Origin of the sequence: Nonomuraea endophytica, from assembly GCF_014203235.1 — a bacterium.
In the GTDB taxonomy this organism is placed as follows: Bacteria; Actinomycetota; Actinomycetes; order Streptosporangiales; family Streptosporangiaceae; genus Nonomuraea; species Nonomuraea endophytica.
In genome coordinates this window covers 755,583-771,988 of sequence record NZ_JACHIN010000001.1, presented here as the reverse complement: position 1 = coordinate 771,988, position 16,406 = coordinate 755,583, and the positions used below count along the sequence as shown (strand labels likewise).

Annotated in this window: 22 protein-coding genes; 17 read left to right on the top strand and 5 right to left on the bottom strand. The window is 68.1% G+C overall.

Annotated elements, in window-relative coordinates:
* Nucleotides 1–50: 50 nt before the first annotated feature.
* Together HNR40_RS03645 and HNR40_RS03640 are read left to right on the top strand one after the other, a co-directional pair.
* The gene (locus tag HNR40_RS03645) at nt 51–1,835 is read left to right on the top strand and encodes a bifunctional metallophosphatase/5'-nucleotidase (protein WP_184958314.1); all 1,785 of its coding nucleotides are present in this window, start codon (nt 51–53) and stop codon (nt 1,833–1,835) included.
* Nucleotides 1,836–2,336: 501 nt separating this feature from the next.
* A complete protein-coding gene (locus HNR40_RS03640) occupies nt 2,337–2,852 on the top strand; it encodes a GNAT family N-acetyltransferase (RefSeq protein WP_221339906.1) in 516 nt (171 codons plus the stop codon).
* Nucleotides 2,853–2,902: 50 nt separating this feature from the next.
* On the opposite strand, the gene HNR40_RS03635 is transcribed toward HNR40_RS03640, so the two are convergent.
* Nucleotides 2,903–3,103, bottom strand: coding sequence for a hypothetical protein (locus tag HNR40_RS03635; protein WP_184958312.1), 201 nt, complete (start codon nt 3,101–3,103; stop codon nt 2,903–2,905).
* A gap of 977 nt (nt 3,104–4,080) precedes the next feature.
* The gene (locus tag HNR40_RS56045; RefSeq protein WP_281395036.1) at nt 4,081–4,206 is read right to left on the bottom strand and encodes a hypothetical protein; all 126 of its coding nucleotides are present in this window, start codon (nt 4,204–4,206) and stop codon (nt 4,081–4,083) included.
* Nucleotides 4,207–4,459: 253 nt separating this feature from the next.
* Here HNR40_RS56045 and HNR40_RS03630 point away from each other — a divergent pair, with 253 nt between their 5' ends.
* From HNR40_RS03630 to HNR40_RS03620, 3 genes are all read left to right on the top strand, one after another.
* Entirely contained in the window at nt 4,460–5,194 is a 735-nt protein-coding gene (locus HNR40_RS03630; RefSeq protein ID WP_184958310.1) for an SDR family NAD(P)-dependent oxidoreductase, read from the top strand.
* 187 nt (nt 5,195–5,381) lie between these two features.
* A complete protein-coding gene (locus HNR40_RS03625; RefSeq protein ID WP_184958308.1) occupies nt 5,382–5,849 on the top strand; it encodes an SRPBCC family protein in 468 nt (155 codons plus the stop codon).
* Nucleotides 5,850–6,742: 893 nt separating this feature from the next.
* Nucleotides 6,743–7,165: a hypothetical protein gene (locus HNR40_RS03620; RefSeq protein ID WP_184958306.1), complete on the top strand. Its 423-nt coding sequence runs from the start codon at nt 6,743–6,745 to the stop codon at nt 7,163–7,165.
* On the opposite strand, the gene HNR40_RS03615 is transcribed toward HNR40_RS03620, so the two are convergent.
* Entirely contained in the window at nt 7,148–7,843 is a 696-nt protein-coding gene (locus HNR40_RS03615; RefSeq protein WP_184958304.1) for a winged helix-turn-helix transcriptional regulator, read from the bottom strand. The genes HNR40_RS03620 and HNR40_RS03615 overlap by 18 nt on opposite strands.
* Before the next feature lie 167 nt (nt 7,844–8,010).
* Between HNR40_RS03615 and HNR40_RS03610 the strand changes: the two genes are divergently transcribed.
* The 11 genes from HNR40_RS03610 to HNR40_RS03565 all read left to right on the top strand — a co-directional run bounded on the left by HNR40_RS03610 (nt 8,011) and on the right by HNR40_RS03565 (nt 14,245).
* Complete coding sequence (locus HNR40_RS03610) at nt 8,011–8,262, top strand: MoaD/ThiS family protein (protein ID WP_184958302.1); 252 nt, start codon at nt 8,011–8,013, stop codon at nt 8,260–8,262.
* A gap of 61 nt (nt 8,263–8,323) precedes the next feature.
* The gene (locus tag HNR40_RS03605; RefSeq protein ID WP_184958300.1) at nt 8,324–8,989 is read left to right on the top strand and encodes an LmeA family phospholipid-binding protein; all 666 of its coding nucleotides are present in this window, start codon (nt 8,324–8,326) and stop codon (nt 8,987–8,989) included.
* Between the two features lie 181 nt (nt 8,990–9,170).
* Nucleotides 9,171–9,683, top strand: a complete 513-nt coding sequence (locus HNR40_RS03600; protein WP_157254790.1) for a sigma-70 family RNA polymerase sigma factor — start codon at nt 9,171–9,173, stop codon at nt 9,681–9,683.
* 2 nt (nt 9,684–9,685) lie between these two features.
* Nucleotides 9,686–10,498: an anti-sigma factor family protein gene (locus HNR40_RS03595; RefSeq protein WP_246508546.1), complete on the top strand. Its 813-nt coding sequence runs from the start codon at nt 9,686–9,688 to the stop codon at nt 10,496–10,498.
* Between the two features lie 118 nt (nt 10,499–10,616).
* Complete coding sequence (locus HNR40_RS03590) at nt 10,617–10,973, top strand: TlpA family protein disulfide reductase (RefSeq protein WP_246508544.1); 357 nt, start codon at nt 10,617–10,619, stop codon at nt 10,971–10,973.
* A 3-nt stretch (nt 10,974–10,976) separates the two neighbouring features.
* Nucleotides 10,977–11,090: a putative leader peptide gene (locus HNR40_RS57790; protein ID WP_376773436.1), complete on the top strand. Its 114-nt coding sequence runs from the start codon at nt 10,977–10,979 to the stop codon at nt 11,088–11,090.
* A 59-nt stretch (nt 11,091–11,149) separates the two neighbouring features.
* Nucleotides 11,150–11,563 carry a DUF4395 domain-containing protein gene (locus HNR40_RS03585; RefSeq protein ID WP_184958294.1) on the top strand — a complete coding sequence of 138 codons (414 nt, stop codon included), beginning with the start codon at nt 11,150–11,152 and terminating at the stop codon, nt 11,561–11,563.
* The gene (locus HNR40_RS03580; protein ID WP_184958292.1) at nt 11,560–12,399 is read left to right on the top strand and encodes a sulfurtransferase; all 840 of its coding nucleotides are present in this window, start codon (nt 11,560–11,562) and stop codon (nt 12,397–12,399) included. Before HNR40_RS03585 ends, HNR40_RS03580 begins: the two co-directional genes overlap by 4 nt.
* Nucleotides 12,399–12,704 carry a DUF1416 domain-containing protein gene (locus tag HNR40_RS03575; protein ID WP_184958290.1) on the top strand — a complete coding sequence of 102 codons (306 nt, stop codon included), beginning with the start codon at nt 12,399–12,401 and terminating at the stop codon, nt 12,702–12,704. The genes HNR40_RS03580 and HNR40_RS03575 overlap by 1 nt, the downstream gene beginning before the upstream one ends.
* Before the next feature lie 261 nt (nt 12,705–12,965).
* Nucleotides 12,966–13,517 (top strand): RNA polymerase sigma factor, encoded by a 552-nt coding sequence (locus tag HNR40_RS03570; RefSeq protein ID WP_184958288.1) that lies wholly within the window; start codon nt 12,966–12,968, stop codon nt 13,515–13,517.
* A complete protein-coding gene (locus tag HNR40_RS03565; RefSeq protein ID WP_184958286.1) occupies nt 13,514–14,245 on the top strand; it encodes a methylated-DNA--[protein]-cysteine S-methyltransferase in 732 nt (243 codons plus the stop codon). The genes HNR40_RS03570 and HNR40_RS03565 overlap by 4 nt, the downstream gene beginning before the upstream one ends.
* Here HNR40_RS03565 and HNR40_RS03560 read toward each other — a convergent pair.
* Entirely contained in the window at nt 14,212–14,775 is a 564-nt protein-coding gene (locus HNR40_RS03560) for a helix-turn-helix domain-containing protein (protein WP_184958284.1), read from the bottom strand. The genes HNR40_RS03565 and HNR40_RS03560 overlap by 34 nt on opposite strands.
* 47 nt (nt 14,776–14,822) lie before the next feature.
* On the opposite strand from HNR40_RS03560, the gene HNR40_RS03555 reads away from it, so the two are divergent.
* A complete protein-coding gene (locus tag HNR40_RS03555) occupies nt 14,823–16,007 on the top strand; it encodes a benzoate/H(+) symporter BenE family transporter (RefSeq protein ID WP_184958282.1) in 1,185 nt (394 codons plus the stop codon).
* Here HNR40_RS03555 and HNR40_RS03550 read toward each other — a convergent pair.
* Nucleotides 15,962–16,330 (bottom strand): tetratricopeptide repeat protein, encoded by a 369-nt coding sequence (locus HNR40_RS03550; RefSeq protein ID WP_246508320.1) that lies wholly within the window; start codon nt 16,328–16,330, stop codon nt 15,962–15,964. The two genes, HNR40_RS03555 and HNR40_RS03550, sit on opposite strands and share 46 nt — an antisense overlap.
* Nucleotides 16,331–16,406: the final 76 nt, after the last annotated feature.

Genomic DNA, 16,406 nt, shown 5'->3' with positions numbered 1-16,406 from the left:
TTACCTTTGCGACATGGGTTGCATGGATTGCGGCCGTAACGTCTTGGTCCATGACGTCTCGATCCCTCCTCCGGCTTGCGCTGGCCGGAGCCATGGCCGCCGGCGGGTTCGCCTTGGCCATCACCCCCGCGGACGCCGGTAAGACCACCGCCAGAACGGTCCCCGTGCGCCTCCTAGCGCTGAACGACTTCCACGGCCACCTCGAGCCGCCCACCGGCTCCTCCGGCCGCATCGTCGACGAGAACGGCCAGACCGTCGACGCCGGTGGCGCCGCCTACGTCGCCGCCCACATGAAGCGCCTCGCCGACCGCAACACCATCGGCGTCGCCCAGGGCGACCTCATCGGCGCGACGCCGCTCATCTCGGCCGCCTACCACGACGAACCCTCCGTCGAGTTCCTCGGGAAGATCGGGGTGAAGGTCTCCGCGGTCGGCAACCACGAGTTCGACGAGGGGTACGCCGAGCTGCGCCGGATCATGAACGGCGGCTGCCACCCGGTCGACGGCTGCTCGCCCGCCGGCCAGTGGAAGGGCGCCCAGTTCGACTACGTCGGCGCCAACGTGCTGTTCAAGAACCGGAACGAGAAGTCCGACGCGCTGGCCGGGCTGTCCTCCACACCGCAGGCCAAGCAGCTGCTCAAGGACTGGGGCGTCCCCGCGCTGCCGCCGGTCAGCATCAAGTGGAAGAACGGCGTGCCGATCGGCTTCATCGGCCTGGTCACGCAGACCACCCCCGGGATCGTCACCGCCGAAGGCATCAAGGACCTCAAGTTCGTCGACGAGGTCAAGGCCGCCAACGTCGCCTCCAAGCTGCTCAAGCTCATCGGCATCAAGGCCCAGGTCGTGCTGGTGCACGAAGGCGACCAGGTGAACGCCGGGCAGTCGCCCGACGCCTGCAGCGCCGTACCCGGAGCGGGCAACCGCATCGCCACGCAGGTGGACGCCGAAGTCGACATGATCCTCAGCGGGCACTCGCACCAGGCGTACAAGTGCACCGTCAAGGACCCGGCGGGCAACGACCGTCTGTACTCGCAGGGCGGATCGTTCGGCCGCGTGATCACCCAGGTCGACTTCCAGGTGGACACCCGCAGCCGCGACATCCTCCGCAACACCGTCATCGCCGACAACCACATCGTGACCCGCGCCATCACCGCGGACCCCGAAATTTCCGCCTTCGTCCAGATGTGGAAGGACCGGGTCGCCCCCGTCGCCAACAAGCCCGTCGGCAAGATCACCGCGGACATCACCAACGCCGCCACCCCCACCGGCGAAACCCCGCTCGGCAACCTCATCGCCGACGCCCAGCTCGCCGCCACCAAGACCGGCGGCAACGCGCAGGTGGCGCTGATGAACCCGGGCGGCGTTCGGGCGCCCTTCACGTTCGCCGGATCGCCGGCGGGTGAAGGCGATGGCGTGGTGACGTATGGGGAGGCCTTCACCGTTCAGCCGTTCAACAACCTGATGCAGGTCGTCACGCTGACGGGGGCGCAGCTGAAGACGGTGCTGGAGCAGCAGTTCGTCGGTGGTCCCAACGGCCAGCCGTTCCAGAAGATCCTGCAGCCTTCGGCCAACCTGACCTACACCTACAGCCGGAGCGCTGCCTGGGGTTCCAAGATCCGCGACCTGAAGATCGACGGCGCGGCTGTTACCGACAGCCAGCAGGTCAGGGTGGCGGCGAACAACTTCCTCGTGGGTGGTGGCGACGCGTTCGCCGCCTTCAAGGACGGGACGGAGGTGTGGAGCGGGCCGCTCGACATCGACGCCCTGGTCACCTACCTCACCGCGAACCAGCCCATCGCGCCTCCGGCGCTGGGGCGTATCACGGCGGTCGACTAGCGGCGTGGGGTCGCGTCACCCGCAAGCCCGGTCATCTCAGGCTGAGTCTTGTGGGAACGCGGCCCCAAAAGCTCGGTCTTCGCAATGGGGCGCTTCGCGCATAGGGCTCAGGCTGTGTCTTGTGGGGCCCAAAGCTCGGTCTTCCCTGTGGGGCGCTTCGCGCCATGGGGCTCAGGCTGTGTCCAGTGGGGGCGCGGCCCCCACACCCCGCCCAAAAGCTCGGGCTTCGCCCCTGGGCGCTAGGCGCTTGAAAGGCTCAGGCTGTTCTGATTCCGATCGAGGGGCTGCCGCCCCTCGAGCACCCCGCCCCGTCGGCCGTCTGAACCGATCTCGCCAAGGCTGAACAAGCAACTTGGCTGAGAACCCCGCGTGGACCCAGGAGCTCGAAGTGGGTGGCGGCATGGTGCCAGCGGGACACCAGCACTTCGGACCGTTAATCCCTGATCTTGCGAGCCACCGGCGGCACGCTCCCCGTGGAGCCGGTTGTTATGGTCGCTGGTTGTGGCTGATGATCTGGGGCTTCCCATTCTCCCGACGTCCGTGCCTGGGCTTACCCTGCGCCCGCTTACGGTCGACGACGTGGAGGCGTACCACGAGTTGATCGTGCGCAATCGCGAGTACCTGACCCGCCACGGCGATTATGAGGAGATGAAGGTCGCGACGCGGGAGTCGGTTGCGCGGGATTTCGAGGGCCCACCCGACTGGAATCTGCGGTTTGGTCTTCGGCTTGAGGACCAGCTTGTCGGCAGAGCTGATATCAATCCGGTTGATCCGCCCCGGTACTCGATTGGTTACTGGCTTGATGAAGGGGCGACGGGCAGGGGATATATGACTGCCGCCTGCGCCGCGTTGATCGATTTTGCTCGGGTCAGGTTGGGGGCGACGGATGTGTTCGCCGGGGTGACGCATGGCAATGACCGCAGCGTGGCTGTTCTGGAGCGACTGGGGTTTTGCGCGGTGGCCGACTTTGAGCGCTACACCAGGTTCTATCTCTCGTTGCACGCGGACCAGGGGTGATCGAGGGTGAATGACTCTCATTAGGGGAGCAGCGAGGACGAGCCAGTGACTCAATGGCAGCGCATGTCGAGTCCGGGGTCGTGGAATCCGTCGAAGAACTGCACGATGACGGACTTGTAGTCGTCCTTCCACGATCTGCTCGGGTTGACGTACACAGTGCCGGATAGCTCGCGGCCCTCGACGCCCTCGACCGCGGCGGATTCGTAGTAGCGCGCGATTTCGGCATCGGGCAGCTTCGTGAGCACGGGCATGCGGACTAGGTAGTCGCAATGATTGCTGTTGCCCGATTGGAGGCCGACAGTGCCTTGAATGGTTGTCCCGATATCATGCTCCGTGTCGGGCGGGAGTGGGAACATACTCACCCGCTCCTCCAGCCGAGCCAGCTTCTCGTCGTTTCGCCACTCGGGGACCTTGAACACCAGGACGTAGGCGACTACGGGGGCGAGGAGCGCCAGGCACACGAAGAACGGCCATCTGCTCCGTTGTTCCGGTAACGACTTCGGGACTGTCCCAGTCAGCACCATGCAACCCTCCAGCGCACTCGCGAGTGATCACCATTCAACATCACGGACCAGTGTCGGAGCCGATGTGCGGACGGCGGAACTGTGCGGGTTTCGGGTTCTTCCGAAGTGCCATGAGCGTGGGCCGATCCAAGAGCCTTGGCTTGCTCTCTCCTGGCAGGCCGTGAATGGGGCCGTCACCGAACACAAGTCTTCACGCGAACACACGTGCCTTGCCGGACCGCTCGTTGGAGGTGAGCTTGGCGCTTATGGCCGCCGCTCTGTGGGTCGGAACCTGTATGGCAATCCGCCAGCCCGACAGCCCCACCACGGTGGAACGGGATATCCCAGCGTCATGCTGTCTGCCACTCGGCTTTGTGATTGCCTGCTGCAGGCTGAGCGGGTGTCACCTGAACCATCAGCATCGGCTGGATCCACGGTTTCGTGGACTGTCACCGGGGTTTCGAGGATCGGGGTTAACGCCGCCACGCCTGCCGAGTTCGATGTAGCCCAACGGAAGGGCGCGCTTTAAGCCCAGGCTGTTCTCATTTCGACCGAGGGGTTGCCGCCCCCGGATCACCCCGCCCCCGGATCGCCCCGCTCCGGGATCGCCCCGCTCCGGGATCGCCCCGCTCCGGGATCGCCCCGCTCCCGGATCACCGCCCCGTTGACCGCCTAAGGCGTCGACGAACCAACCCACCAAGAGTGGACAAGTAGATTGGCCAGCCTCAGACTTTCGGGCCCTCTCGCCTGTACCTCTCATGCCTGATCGCCAGCCGTACGGCCCAGTAGATGATCAAGAACAGCGCGATGGCCGGAATGATCCAGCTCGTCAGAAAGAAGACCTCGTTCACATTGTTCCCCTTCCAGGTGCGTGTTGTGAGTATGGCTAGGCGGCCAGGCACTCGGGTGATGATCACGACTTTCAGGGCAGAGCGCTGCGGACTGTCACCATTCGCGGCTTGAGAGCCATCCAACCTGTGGGACGTTGGCACCGACGACCCCAACCGGTCCACGACAATCAGATCGCCGTCGAGAGCGCGGCTCGGATCTCCAAGTGAAGGGACACAAGTGACCCCAGGTGACACGGGCGGGAGCCGTCGGCGTGTGGCGCTGGTGACAGGTAGTTCGCGCGGGCTGGGGAGTGCCATCGTGCGGCGGCTGGCCGGGGACGGCATGGCCGTCGTCGTCAACGGGCCGCCCGGCGACACCCAAGCCCACGATGTCGCCCGCACAGTCCGCGACAGCGGCGGCACCGCCGAAGCCTTTCTCGCCGATGTCACCGACGAGCGGCAGGTCGCCGAACTGGTCGCCGCCGTCACCACCACCCTGGGCCCCATGGAGGTGCTGGTGCTGAACGCCACCGGCCCCCAGCCCGAAGCTCCCCTGACCGACGTCACCTGGGCGGACCACCTCGCCCAGCTTGAGTTCTTCGTCAAGAGCCCAGTCCTTCTCGGCCGCCTGGTGATCGAACAGATGCGGGCCAGCGGCTTCGGCCGGATCATCCAGATCGACTCCGAAGTCGCCCACCGGCCACCCCCGGGCCGCTCGGCTTACGCGACCGCCAAGAACGCCCAGATCGGCCTGACCCTCAGCTGGGCCCGCGAACTGGCGCCCGACGGCATCACCGTGAACACCGTCGCGCCGGGTTTCATCCCGGTCGAGCGCCATGCCGACGTAACGGCCGACATCAGGAGCGCCTACCGGGCCTCGGTTCCCGCGGGCCGCATGGGCACCGCCGACGACGTCGCCCATGCTGTGAGCTTCCTGGCCTCGGAAGGCGCCGGTTTCATCACCGGCCAGCGCATCGTGGTCGACGGCGGCCGCAGCCTCGGAACCTGACCGCCGTCCGAGTCCTGACCCGCGCATCCCGGCGACGCCGCCCACCGAAACCCGAGCATCCCGTCGTCGCTGCATGTGTCACGTCGGCGGGACGCGGGCACGCGACACCGGCCCGGCCCGGTCCGGCCTCGTGAGACATGGCGAACCCGACGCAGAAGGCCTGAACGGCGCCGCATACGATCGGCCCATGCCGCGCTTCGAGGTCGTCACCCTCATCCACGCGCCTGTGGAGTTGGTCTTCGACACCTCGCTGTCGGTGGAGACCCACACGTCCTCGATGCGGGCTTCACAGGAACGAGCTGTCGCCGGAGTCACCTCGGGACAGCTGACTTTGGGCGATCAGGTGACATGGCAGGCCCGGCACTTCGGGATCGTCTGGCGGCTGACTTCGACGATCAGCGCCTTCACCAGGCCGTCGTTCTTCGTGGATGAGCAGGTGGCGGGGCCGTTCCACCGCTGGCATCACGCGCATCACTTCCAGGCGACCACCGATGGCACCGTCATGCGGGACATCATCGATTTCGCCGCCCCTTTTGGCCCGCTCGGCGTGCTCGCGGAATTCCTTGTCCTACGCCGTCACATGACCAAGCTGATCCTGCTCCGCAACCAGCACATCAAGGCGCTCACTGAGGCGGCGACCCACAACGCCGGTTGAATGTCCCGCCAGCCATGAGAAAAGGCGCCGAACCCGGCGCAATCACCTGATCAGTCGCGCACTGCTTTCGTCTGCGAGATCCCGTTGCCGGGCAACGCCCAGGCAGGGGTTAGAGGCGCGCTAGGGGTCTGTTTCGTGCGGCTGGGTTGTGATCTCGGGGGAGATTGCCGCGGGCCCGTGGCTGTGGGTCTGCGGGTAGTTCGGCGTGGGCCCCGACGGTGCACGGGGCTGAGTGGTGTGGGCTGTGCGCGAGTGGTGTGGCCAGGGCTGCGCGCGAGGTGATTCAAGAGGCCAAAGCGTGGGGGCCGACAAGATCGCTGCCAGAGCCATTTCGGGATATTGCCTGCTGTGTCCGGTTGGATGTTGGCCGGAGTCGCGGCCTGTTCGGGGTGGTTCAGGGGTGCGGCCTGTCCCGTGTGATTCGGGGTGCGGTGCGCGGTGATCTCGGCGATGCGGCTCCAGGCCGCCATTGTCTGTGGCGTTCGTGCTCTGCCGTTGCAATACCTACGGCTGCAGATCGACGGGAGTGCGGTGGCAGGTGCAGGCTGGCGCCGTGGCAGGGCAGGGATGGGGAAGGGGTGGCACGTGCCTGCCTGGTGCGGGGCCGCGCCAGAGCGTGTATCGCCGCTACCAGCGCCCAGACCTGGGGCCAGGGTCAGTGCGTTGAGGTGCAGGAGGAGGCGAGCGTCGGTGGTGTTGTCGGTGCTGTCTGGCAGGCTCCGCCCTACAAACGATCCGCCCTACAAAAGGGTCTGTCGTACACGGGATCAGCTCCACAAAGGGATCCGCCGTACATGGGATCCGCCATTCAGAAGGATCGGCCGTGCACAAAAACGGAGGACCGGGTGTTACGTAGGCGCAAAGCGGTCAGTGATGCCGAAACGGCTGATGTCATGCGGTGGCTGGCGGAGGTCTTCGTGGAGGAGACCCGCAAGGACGGCTACTCCTTCGACTGGGATCCGGCCCTCATCCACCACCTCGACAACTACCTGCTGGAGTTCGTGGCGTCCGATCCACCGTCAGACGTCAAGCACAGTGTGATCATGGGCGTGGGCGCCTACTTAGGGGAAATGATCGTCCGTCATGCAGGCTGGTCGTGGAGCTATGACAGGAAGGGCAGCGAGGCGACGGTCACGAGCCCGGACGGGCTGGTCGGGTACCCGCACAGCAAGGTGGCCAAGCGGATCGAGTTCGGCCCCGAGCACAACCTGGAGGCGTTCTTCACCTACGCGATAACCGGCGAGGCCCCGCATGGCTCGACGGCGCGGGTGTACAAACCGTCCTGGTGGAAGCGGCGGCTACGAGACCAGGGATGAGTCTCCGCGTTCTGGGACGAATCTGTAGCCGACGTTGCGGACGGTGCCGATCAGCGACTCGTATTCGGTGCCGAGTTTCGCGCGTAGTCGTCGCACGTGTACGTCTACCGTGCGGGTGCCGCCGAAGTAGTCGTAGCCCCACACCTCCTGCAGAAGCTGCGCGCGGGTGAAGACGCGGCCGGGGTGCTGGGCGAGGTACTTGAGGAGTTCGAACTCCTTGAAGGTCAGGTCGAGGACGCGGCCGCGCAGGCGGGCGGTGTAGGTGGCCTCGTCGATGGACAGCTCGCCGCTGCGGATCTCGTCGGGTACGTCCTCGGTGGAGGACAGGGACAGGCGGCCGGTGGACATGCGCAGGCGGGCCTCGACCTCGGCGGGGCCGGCGCTGTCGAGGAGGACGTCGTCTACGCCCCACTCGGCGGTCATGGCGGCTAGGCCGCCTTCTGTGACGATGACCAGCAGGGGGACGTCTATGCCTGTTGTCCTGATGAGGCGGCAGAGGCTCTTGGCGTGGGCGAGCTCTTTGCGGGCGTCGACGATCACGGCGTCGGAGGGTGGGGCGTCGATGAGGGCGGAGGCCTCGGCCGGCGCGACGCGTACCGAGTGGAGCAGCAGGCCGAGCGCCGGCAGCACCTCGGCCGACGGCTCCAGAGCGTTCGTCAGCAGGAGCAGGTTGCTCATAACGGCCTCCCCAAAACGCGCAAGGACCCGGGGGCTACGTCGCCCAGGTCCCATACGTGAGGATAACCCAAGGGAATCTCGCGTTCATTGTGCGTCCACCTGTTGAACAGTGAAACACGCGTGTTAACAGGGGCGCACAATGGACCGGACACGATTGTGAGGAGCCTATGGCCACGGGAAAGGTTCGATATTGGGCGGCGGCGAAGGACGCCGCGGGGGTCGCTGAGGAGCCGTTCGAGGCCGTCACTCTTGGTGAGCTCATGACGAAAATCACAGCCGGTCGCGACGATCTGGCCAGGGTGATGCGGCGTTCGTCGTTCCTGGTGGACGGCGATCCGGTGGGCCGGCGGGCGCATGACGACGTGGTGCTGGGCGAGGGGGTGACGGTGGAGGTTCTGCCGCCGTTCGCGGGCGGGTGATCTCCCGCTATTTCCGGGCACTGGTCGGTAAGCTCAATGTCCCCCGTGTCAAAGGAGCCCGATGCGCAAGCTGGTCATTTTCCTGATCGTGCTGATCGTTCTCCTTGTCGCCGTCGACCGGGTCGCGGTGGCCGGCGTCCAGCGTGACCTGGCCAACCGGATCGGGGCCGCCGCCGACCTCAGTGGCACGCCCACGGTGACGATCGCGGGCATCCCGTTCCTGACCCAGGCGTTCGCGGGCCGCTATCCCGAGGTCCGCTTCGACCTGGGGACGCTCACCTATAGCGGTGTGCCCATCCGGAACCTGCACGGGGTCGCCTACGGGGTCACCGCGCCGCTGTCCGACGTGATCCAGAACACCGCGGACGTCCGCGCCGAACGGCTGACCGTCAGCGGCACCGTGAACAGGGCGACGATCGACAAGTTCGCCCCGCCCGGCGTGAAGATCTCGGGCAACGGGCAGCGGCTGGTCGCCTCGGGTGAGGTGCCGTTCGGCGGGCAGAAGGTGAAGTTCAGTGCCGAGCTGAAGGTGGAGATGACCGACGGCGGCATCAAGCTCGTCGCCACGAAGATCCAGGGCGTGCCGAGCCAGCTCGCGCAGTTCGTCACCTACACGATCCCGTTCAAGGGCAAGCTGCCGTTCGACGTGAAGGTGACGGGCGTGAAGAGCGTGGCCGACGGGCTGGAGCTCTCGGCCGAGGGAAAGAACGTGCCGCTCCGTGGATGAGGACAAAGCCACCGGCGACGTGGGTGGGGACAAAGCTGGCGCGGTGGGTGGGGACAAAGCCGCGGGTGACGTGAGCGGGGACAAGACCGCCGGTGAACCACCTGGGGGCAAGGCCGCGGGTGAAGTGAGCGAGGACAAAGCTGCCGGTGAACCGGCTGGCCGTGCCGTACGTGATGAGGGCGTGAGTCCAGCTGGCACCGCCGACGAGGAGCTTGTACGCACCCTCTTCGACGAGCACGCCGGGCCGCTGTATGGCTACGTATTGCGACTTACCGGAGATTCCGGCCGGGCGGAGGATGTCGTGCAGGAGACGCTGCTGAGGGCTTGGCGGCATCCCGACGCGTTGTCCGGGCGTCCGATCCGCGCGTGGCTGTTCACGGTGGCACGCAATCTCGTCGTCGATCAGCACCGGGCGAGGAGGGCCAGGCCGCCCGAGACGGGTGACGAGGCGCTGGCCGTGATCCCCGCAGACGACGAGCTGGAGAAGGCCGTCGAGTCGTGGGCCGTGGCCGAGGCCCTCGCGGCGCTGCGGCCGGAGCACCGCGAGGTGCTCATGGAGGTCTACTACCGGGGGAAGTCCGTGAAGGAGGCATCGGCCACGCTCGGCATTCCGCCGGGCACGGTCAAGTCCCGCACCTACTACGCGTTGCGGGCGTTGAAGCTGGCGCTGGAAGAGCGGGGGTTGGCGCCGTGAGGATGACCTGTGAGGAGGTACGGCTGTCGCTGGGCGCCCACGCGCTCGGCGCGCTCGACCCCGAGGAGGCGCTGGAGATCGACACCCATCTCGCCACGTGCGAGGCGTGCGGCGCGGAGCTCATGGAGCTCGAAGGCGTGACCGCCTTTTTGGGCAAGGTCTCCGAGCGCGACGTGGAACTGGTCGCCAGCCCCCCGCGCCAGGTGCTTGACCGGCTGCTGAACGACCGGGCCAAGCGCAGCAGGCGCGGCCGTGTCCTGCTGGCCGTGGCCGCGTCCGCCGCGGTGATCGCCGTCGGCGGCACGATCTGGACGACCACGGTCGGCCGCGAGACCATCAGCTCGACGGCCGCGGGCCCGGAGCACGCCGAGCACGGCCAGGCGGCCGCCCCGGACAGCGACGTCCAGCGGGACAGCAGCGGCTTCGCCGCCAGCGCGAGCCCGGAGCCGCGGATCGCGGCGAGCAAGAGCGCGTCGGAGTCGCCCACCGCGGCGACGCTGAACGCCCCCGCCGGCAAGGAGTTCAAGGGCGCCAACGGCGCCAGGCAGGCCACGGTCATGGCGGTGCCCGCCGAGGGCGGCACCGAGCTCAACCTCACCGTCTCCGGCGTGGCGGTCGGCACCCAGTGCCGGGTGATCGTGCTCGGCGAGGGCGGCAAGCGGGAGACGCTGGACGGCTGGGAGGTCAGCCGGGAGAACTACGAGAAGCCGCCGGTCTTCCAGCTCAAGACGAAGCTGCCGCTGGACTCGATCCGGTTCATCAGGATCGTCGACCAGGACGGCAAGCTGCTGGTCCACACCAAGACCGAGGCGTAGGGAAGAACCACGGCCCGGCGATGGTTGGCCATGAGCGATGACGGGTTTGTGGGTGGCGCTCGGCACACTGGCGCTGGGCTTGGTGATCGGGGTGGTACGACTGCGCCGCGACGGAAGAATGCGCGAAACGGCCACGGACAAGCCGGCAGACGTGCTGACGGAAGGGCAGATCGGCGCGCCGCTGGGGGAGCGGGCGACGCTGGTGCAGTTCTCGACCGCGTTCTGCCAGCCGTGCCGCGCCACGCGCAGGATCCTGACCGAGGTGGCCGAGCTGGTGCCGGGCGTGGCGCACGTGGAGATCGACGCGGAGTCCCGGCTGGATCTGGTGCGGCAACTGGACATTCTGCGCACCCCGACGGTCCTCGTCCTGGATAGGTCGGGAAAAATCACAAAAACGGCGTCGGGGCAGCCCAGGAAGGCTGACGTGCTCGCGGCTTTGGGCACAGCGGTGTCTCAGGAGCCGGACGAGATGTGACAGATGGCGAGACGTCGATGTAGTCTCATCGACATGAACCCCACGACAGAGCTGCTGACGAAGCGGCGCGCGGTAGATTTCTGCCGCGTGGCCACCGCGCTCTGTCGCGCTGCCTGAGGACGGTCTCGCGGACATTCAGGTCCGCCCCAACCCGACCCCTTCAGGAGCATCCAGCGATGCGTGCCGACCCCAGAGCGCTGCGCTTCGGCGCCGCGATCACGACAATGGTCCTCGTCCTAGTCCTGGTGACCGAGAGCCCCTGGCTCCTGGCCGCCCAGGCGGTGGTTTTCGCACTCGGTACGGCGGGTCGCTCGCCGTACACCATGCTCTTCAAGACGCTCGTCAAGAGCGCTCCGAAGGAGACGGAAGACGCCCGCCCGCCACGCTTCGCGCAGGTGGTCGGGCTGGTCTTCGCGGGTGCCGGGCTGATCGGTTTCTTCACCGGGATCACGCCGCTCGCCCTGGTGGCGACGGCAGCGGCCCTCCTCGCCGCCCTCCTCAACGCAGCCTTCGGATTCTGTCTTGGCTGCGAGATGTATCTGCTGATTCGCCGTCTACTGCCCGCCGCCAAAATGGAGGTTCCCCAATGAGCCGCTCCGCCGTCCTGGTGGATGCCGACTGGGTCGAGGCCAACCTCGACACGCCCGGTGTCGTACTCGTCGAGGTCGACGAGGACACCAGCGCCTACGACAAGGGCCACATCCGTGGCGCCGTCAAGATCGACTGGAAGTCCGACCTGCAGGACCCGGTCCGCCGCGACTTCGTGGACAAGGCCGGGTTCGAGGCCCTGCTGTCCGAGCGCGGCATCTCCAACGACGACCAGGTCGTGCTCTACGGCGGCAACAACAACTGGTTCGCCGCCTACGCGTACTGGTACTTCAAGCTCTACGGGCACGAGAACGTCCGGCTGCTCGACGGCGGTCGCAAGAAGTGGGAGCTCGACTCCCGCGAGCTGGTCAAGGACGTGCCGGCCAAGGCCGCCACCACCTACGTCGCCCAGGACCAGAACAGCTCCATCCGCGCCTTCCGCGACGACGTCGTCAGCGCGATCGGCAAGCTCAACCTGGTCGACGTGCGCTCGCCCGACGAGTTCACCGGCAAGCTGCTGGCTCCCGCGCACCTCCCGCAGGAGCAGGCCCAGCGCGCCGGCCACGTGCCCACCGCCCGCAACATCCCGTGGTCGAAGTCGGCCAACGACGACGGCACCTTCAAGTCCGACGACGACCTGCGCACCCTCTACGGGGAGGCCGGCGTCGACTTCGGCAAGGACACCATCGCCTACTGCCGCATCGGCGAGCGCTCGGCGCACACGTGGTTCGTGCTGCACGAGATCCTCGACCAGGCCAACGTCAAGAACTACGACGGTTCATGGACCGAGTACGGCTCGCTCGTGGGCGTACCGATCGAGCTAGGAGAGGCCCGCTGATGTCTGTTGTATCTCAGGGTTGCGCGGCGCCGGAGCAGACCGCGACGCTGCCCGCCGGGATCGACCTGTCCACCCAGGCCGTCATCCAGGGCGTGGTGACCGGCGCGGGCACCGCCTACGCGCGACTGCTCGACCACTCGGGCGAGTTCACCGGCGAGGTCGTGGTGTCCGACGAGGGCATCTTCCGCTTCTTCGCCGCTCCCGGCGACTGGACGGTCCGCATCATCGCGGGCGGTGGCGTCACCCGTGACGTCCACGTCTCCGCCCGCCTCGGCGAGGTCTCGCAGCTCGCCGTCGCCGTCTGAGTCACCGTCCCCCTCCTGGCGGGCCCGCTCTATGCGGGCCCGCCTTTTTGTGCGGCGCGCGTTACGGCGGTTCTCTGCGTTCGGGCGGTTCTATGCGTTACGGCTACCGCCCCCCTACCCGCCCCGCCGACGTCGGCGGGCGCCCGTCGAGCGCCGGTCGTGAGGGCTCACGGGTAGCTCGCCGTTACGCCGCGTGGTGGGCCGGAGCGCGGCGAGTGCAACCTCCGCGTAGGCGATGGTGTTCTATGGAATGTGATTGACATGGAATGCCGTGATCCGGTGCGCAAAGCGCTGCTCGACGACCTCGACGAGGGGTTCGGCGAGCTCTTCAACGCTTACCGGGGTCTGGTGTTCTCGACCGCGCTCCGCCTGACGGGCAAGTGGGCCGATGCGGAGGACCTGACGGCCGAGGCGTTCCTGCGTGCCTACCGCGCGCTCGCGGACTACGACCAGGACCGCATCTCCGAGCTGCAGCCGCGCGCCTGGATCGTCACGATCGTGATGAACGTCTGGCGCAACTGCGCCCGGCACAAGTCCCGCAAGCCGCCACCGCATCTGTTCGACGAGCCGGTCGAGACGCTGGATCCGGGCGAGGGTGTGGAGGAGGCGGCCCTGCGCCACGAGACCGGCGACGAGCTGGCCGATCTGCTGGTCCAGCTGCCGAGCGACCAGCGGGCGGCCGTGGTGCTGCGGCACGTCGTGGACCTGCCGGTCAGCGAGATCGCGACGGTCATGCGGATCCCGCAGGGCACCGTCAAATCGCATATCTCACGAGGCCTGAAGCGGCTGCGCACACTGGGAGGTGCCCGATGACCCACGACCCGATCATCACCGGACTCGCGGCACTGGCCGCGGAGCCGCCGCACGATCTCTACGACCGGATCGCCGCCCGCTGGACCCTTGTGCCGGGCCCGATCGGCGAGCTGTCGGTGGCCTTCACCGATCGCGGCATCGCCTACGTGCACCACGGCGACGGCTTCGCCGAGACGTTCCGCCGGCGGTTCGGCCGTCCGCTGGTGCGGGCCGAGCGTCCGCCCGCCGGGCTGGTGCCGGCGCTGCGCACGGGCCAGGCGTCCGGGCTTGAGGTGGACCTGCGCGGGATCAGCGACTTCCAGCGCGACGTGCTGCTGGCGGCGCGGACGATCCCGCGCGGCGAGGTACGCCCGTACGCGTGGATCGCCGCCAGGATCGGCCGGCCCAAGGCGGTCAGGGCGGTGGGCACCGCGCTGGGCAACAATCCGGTGCCGCTGCTGATCCCCTGCCACCGGGTGACCCGCTCGGACGGCGTCCCCGGCGAGTACGTCTTCGGCGCGAGCGCGAAGGAGGAGGTGCTGGCGGGCGAGGGCGTGGACCTGGCGCGGATGCGTGAGCTGGCCGGTTCCCACGTCTTCTACCTGGGCAGCGACACCACGGGTGTGGTCTGCTTCCCGACCTGCCACAACGCCCGCCGGATCACGCCGCCGCACCGGGTCGGCTTCCGCACGCTGGCCCAGGCCGAGCGGGAGGGCTACCGGCCCTGCAAGGTCTGCCGTCCGGGGTAGCGGATGAGCAGGCTGGCCTGCACGACGTCGGGGCCCTGCGCCCGGTAGGTGTGCGGCCCGTCGGAGGTCCAGCTGATGTGGTCGCCGGGTCCCGCCGTCAGCGGCGCGGACGCCGGCCCGGCGACCAGGGTGCCGTGGAAGACGGTGAGGTGTTCGGTGACGCCCTCGTGGTGGGCGGGCGAGGACTGGGTGGTTCCCGGCGGGACGCGCAGCCGGTAGAGCTCGTAGGTGACCTCCTGGTCCTCGAACACCTCCAGCAGGGTGGCCTCGACGGCGGCGCCGTACATGACCTGGGGTTCCGCTGGGGTGTCGAGGATAGCGGCGATGGGGACGCCGAGCTGCGCGGTGATCGCCCAGAGTGTTTCCAGGGTGGGGTTGCGCTGGCCGGTCTCGACGCCGGAGAGTGTGGCCTTGCCGATGCCGGCCCGTCTGGCCAGCTCCGACAGGGAGACGCCGCGGGCCTCCCGTAGCCTGCGTACGCGCTGGCCCACCTCGCGCGGGTCGCCGTCGAGCGCCGGCCGGGATTCCATGCCGCCCATCTTGCCCTCTCGCCGTCGAGTTCACTACTGTTCCATAAATGGAACGAACCATCCTGAGGCCGGTCATCGCCGGCATCGTGACCGCGGTGGTGGGCTTCGCCAGTTCGTTCACCGTCGTGCTGGCCGGGCTGCGCGCCGTCGGCGCCGACTCCCGCCAGGCCGCCTCCGGCCTGCTCGCCCTCTGCGTGGCCGTGGGCGTCACGACCATCGTCCTGTCTGTACGGCACCGCATGCCGATCACCGCCGCCTGGTCCACCCCCGGGGCGGCGCTGCTGCTGTCCACCGGCCCCGTGGACGGCGGCTACGCCGCGGCGATCGGCGCGTTCCTGGTCTGCGGACTGGCCATCATGGTCACCGGGCTGTTCCCCGCGCTCGGCCGCCTGATCGCCCGCATCCCGCAGCCGATCGCCGGCGCGATGCTGGCCGGCATCCTGCTCAAGCTGTGCCTGGCGCCGGTGGCCGCGGTCGCGCAGGTGCCGCTCATGGCGATCCCGGTGATCGTGATCTGGGCGCTGCTCTACCGGTTCGCCCGCATGTGGGCGGTGCCGGGCGCGCTGGCCGCCGCCGTCGTGGCGATCGTGGTGACAGAGTTGTCGATGCCCTCACTCACCTTCGACGCGGCGCCCGTGGTGGCGCCGGCCGTACCGGCCTTCACCGGCGCCGCCATGGTCGGCATCGCGCTGCCGCTCTTCCTGGTGACGATGGCCTCCCAGAACGTGCCGGGCATGGCCGTCCTGTCCGGGTACGGCTACCGCCCGCCGTTCGGCGAGGTGCTGCTGACCACCGGGGCAGGCACCGCCGCAGGGGCTTTCCTCGGCGGCCACGCGATCAACCTGGCCGCCATCTCGGCGGCGCTCGCCGCCGGGCCCGACGCCCACGAGGACCCGGCGCGCCGCTGGGTCGCCTCGCTGACCTCGGGCATCTCCATGGTCGTCCTGGGCCTCGGTTCTGGCCTGGCGGTCGCACTGGTCCTGCTGGCCCCGCCGGTGCTGATCGAGGCGGTGGCCGGTCTGGCGTTGCTCGGCGCGCTGGCCGCCTCGATCACGGCGGCGTTCAGGGCCGGGGTGGAGAGCGCCGCCGTCACCTTCGTGGTGACCGCCTCGGGAGTTTCCTTCTTCGGCGTCGGCTCGGCCTTCTGGGGCCTGCTCGCGGGCGGCGCGTTTCACCTGTTGATGAACTACAAGGACAGCTTCCGCTCGACTCGCGTCACCGAGTCGGCGTAGTCGGGCTCGGCGGCCATGGCCGCGGCCATCCGCAGGTGCGGCAGCGCCTGCTCGGGCTTGCTCGCCCGCTCCAGCGTGCGGCCCAGCAGGAACCGGGCATAGTGGTCGCTCGGGTCGCGTTCGACCAGCGTGCCCAGGGTCTTCTGGGCGCGGCCGAGCTGGGCGGAGTGGAAATAGGCGCGGGCGGCGAGCAGGAGCACGCCGGGGTCGTCGCCGTGCTCGTCGAGCAGCGGCTCCAGCATGTACAGGGCTCCGAGCGCGTCCCGCTGGCCAAGCAACCGCTCGGCGTAGCGGTAACGCTCGATCTCGTTGAGAAGCGTCATGGACGGTTGAACAATCAACTGATTGGCGGCATTCCGCGATGTGGATGCGCCCATCCATGACAGACCGCTACGATTC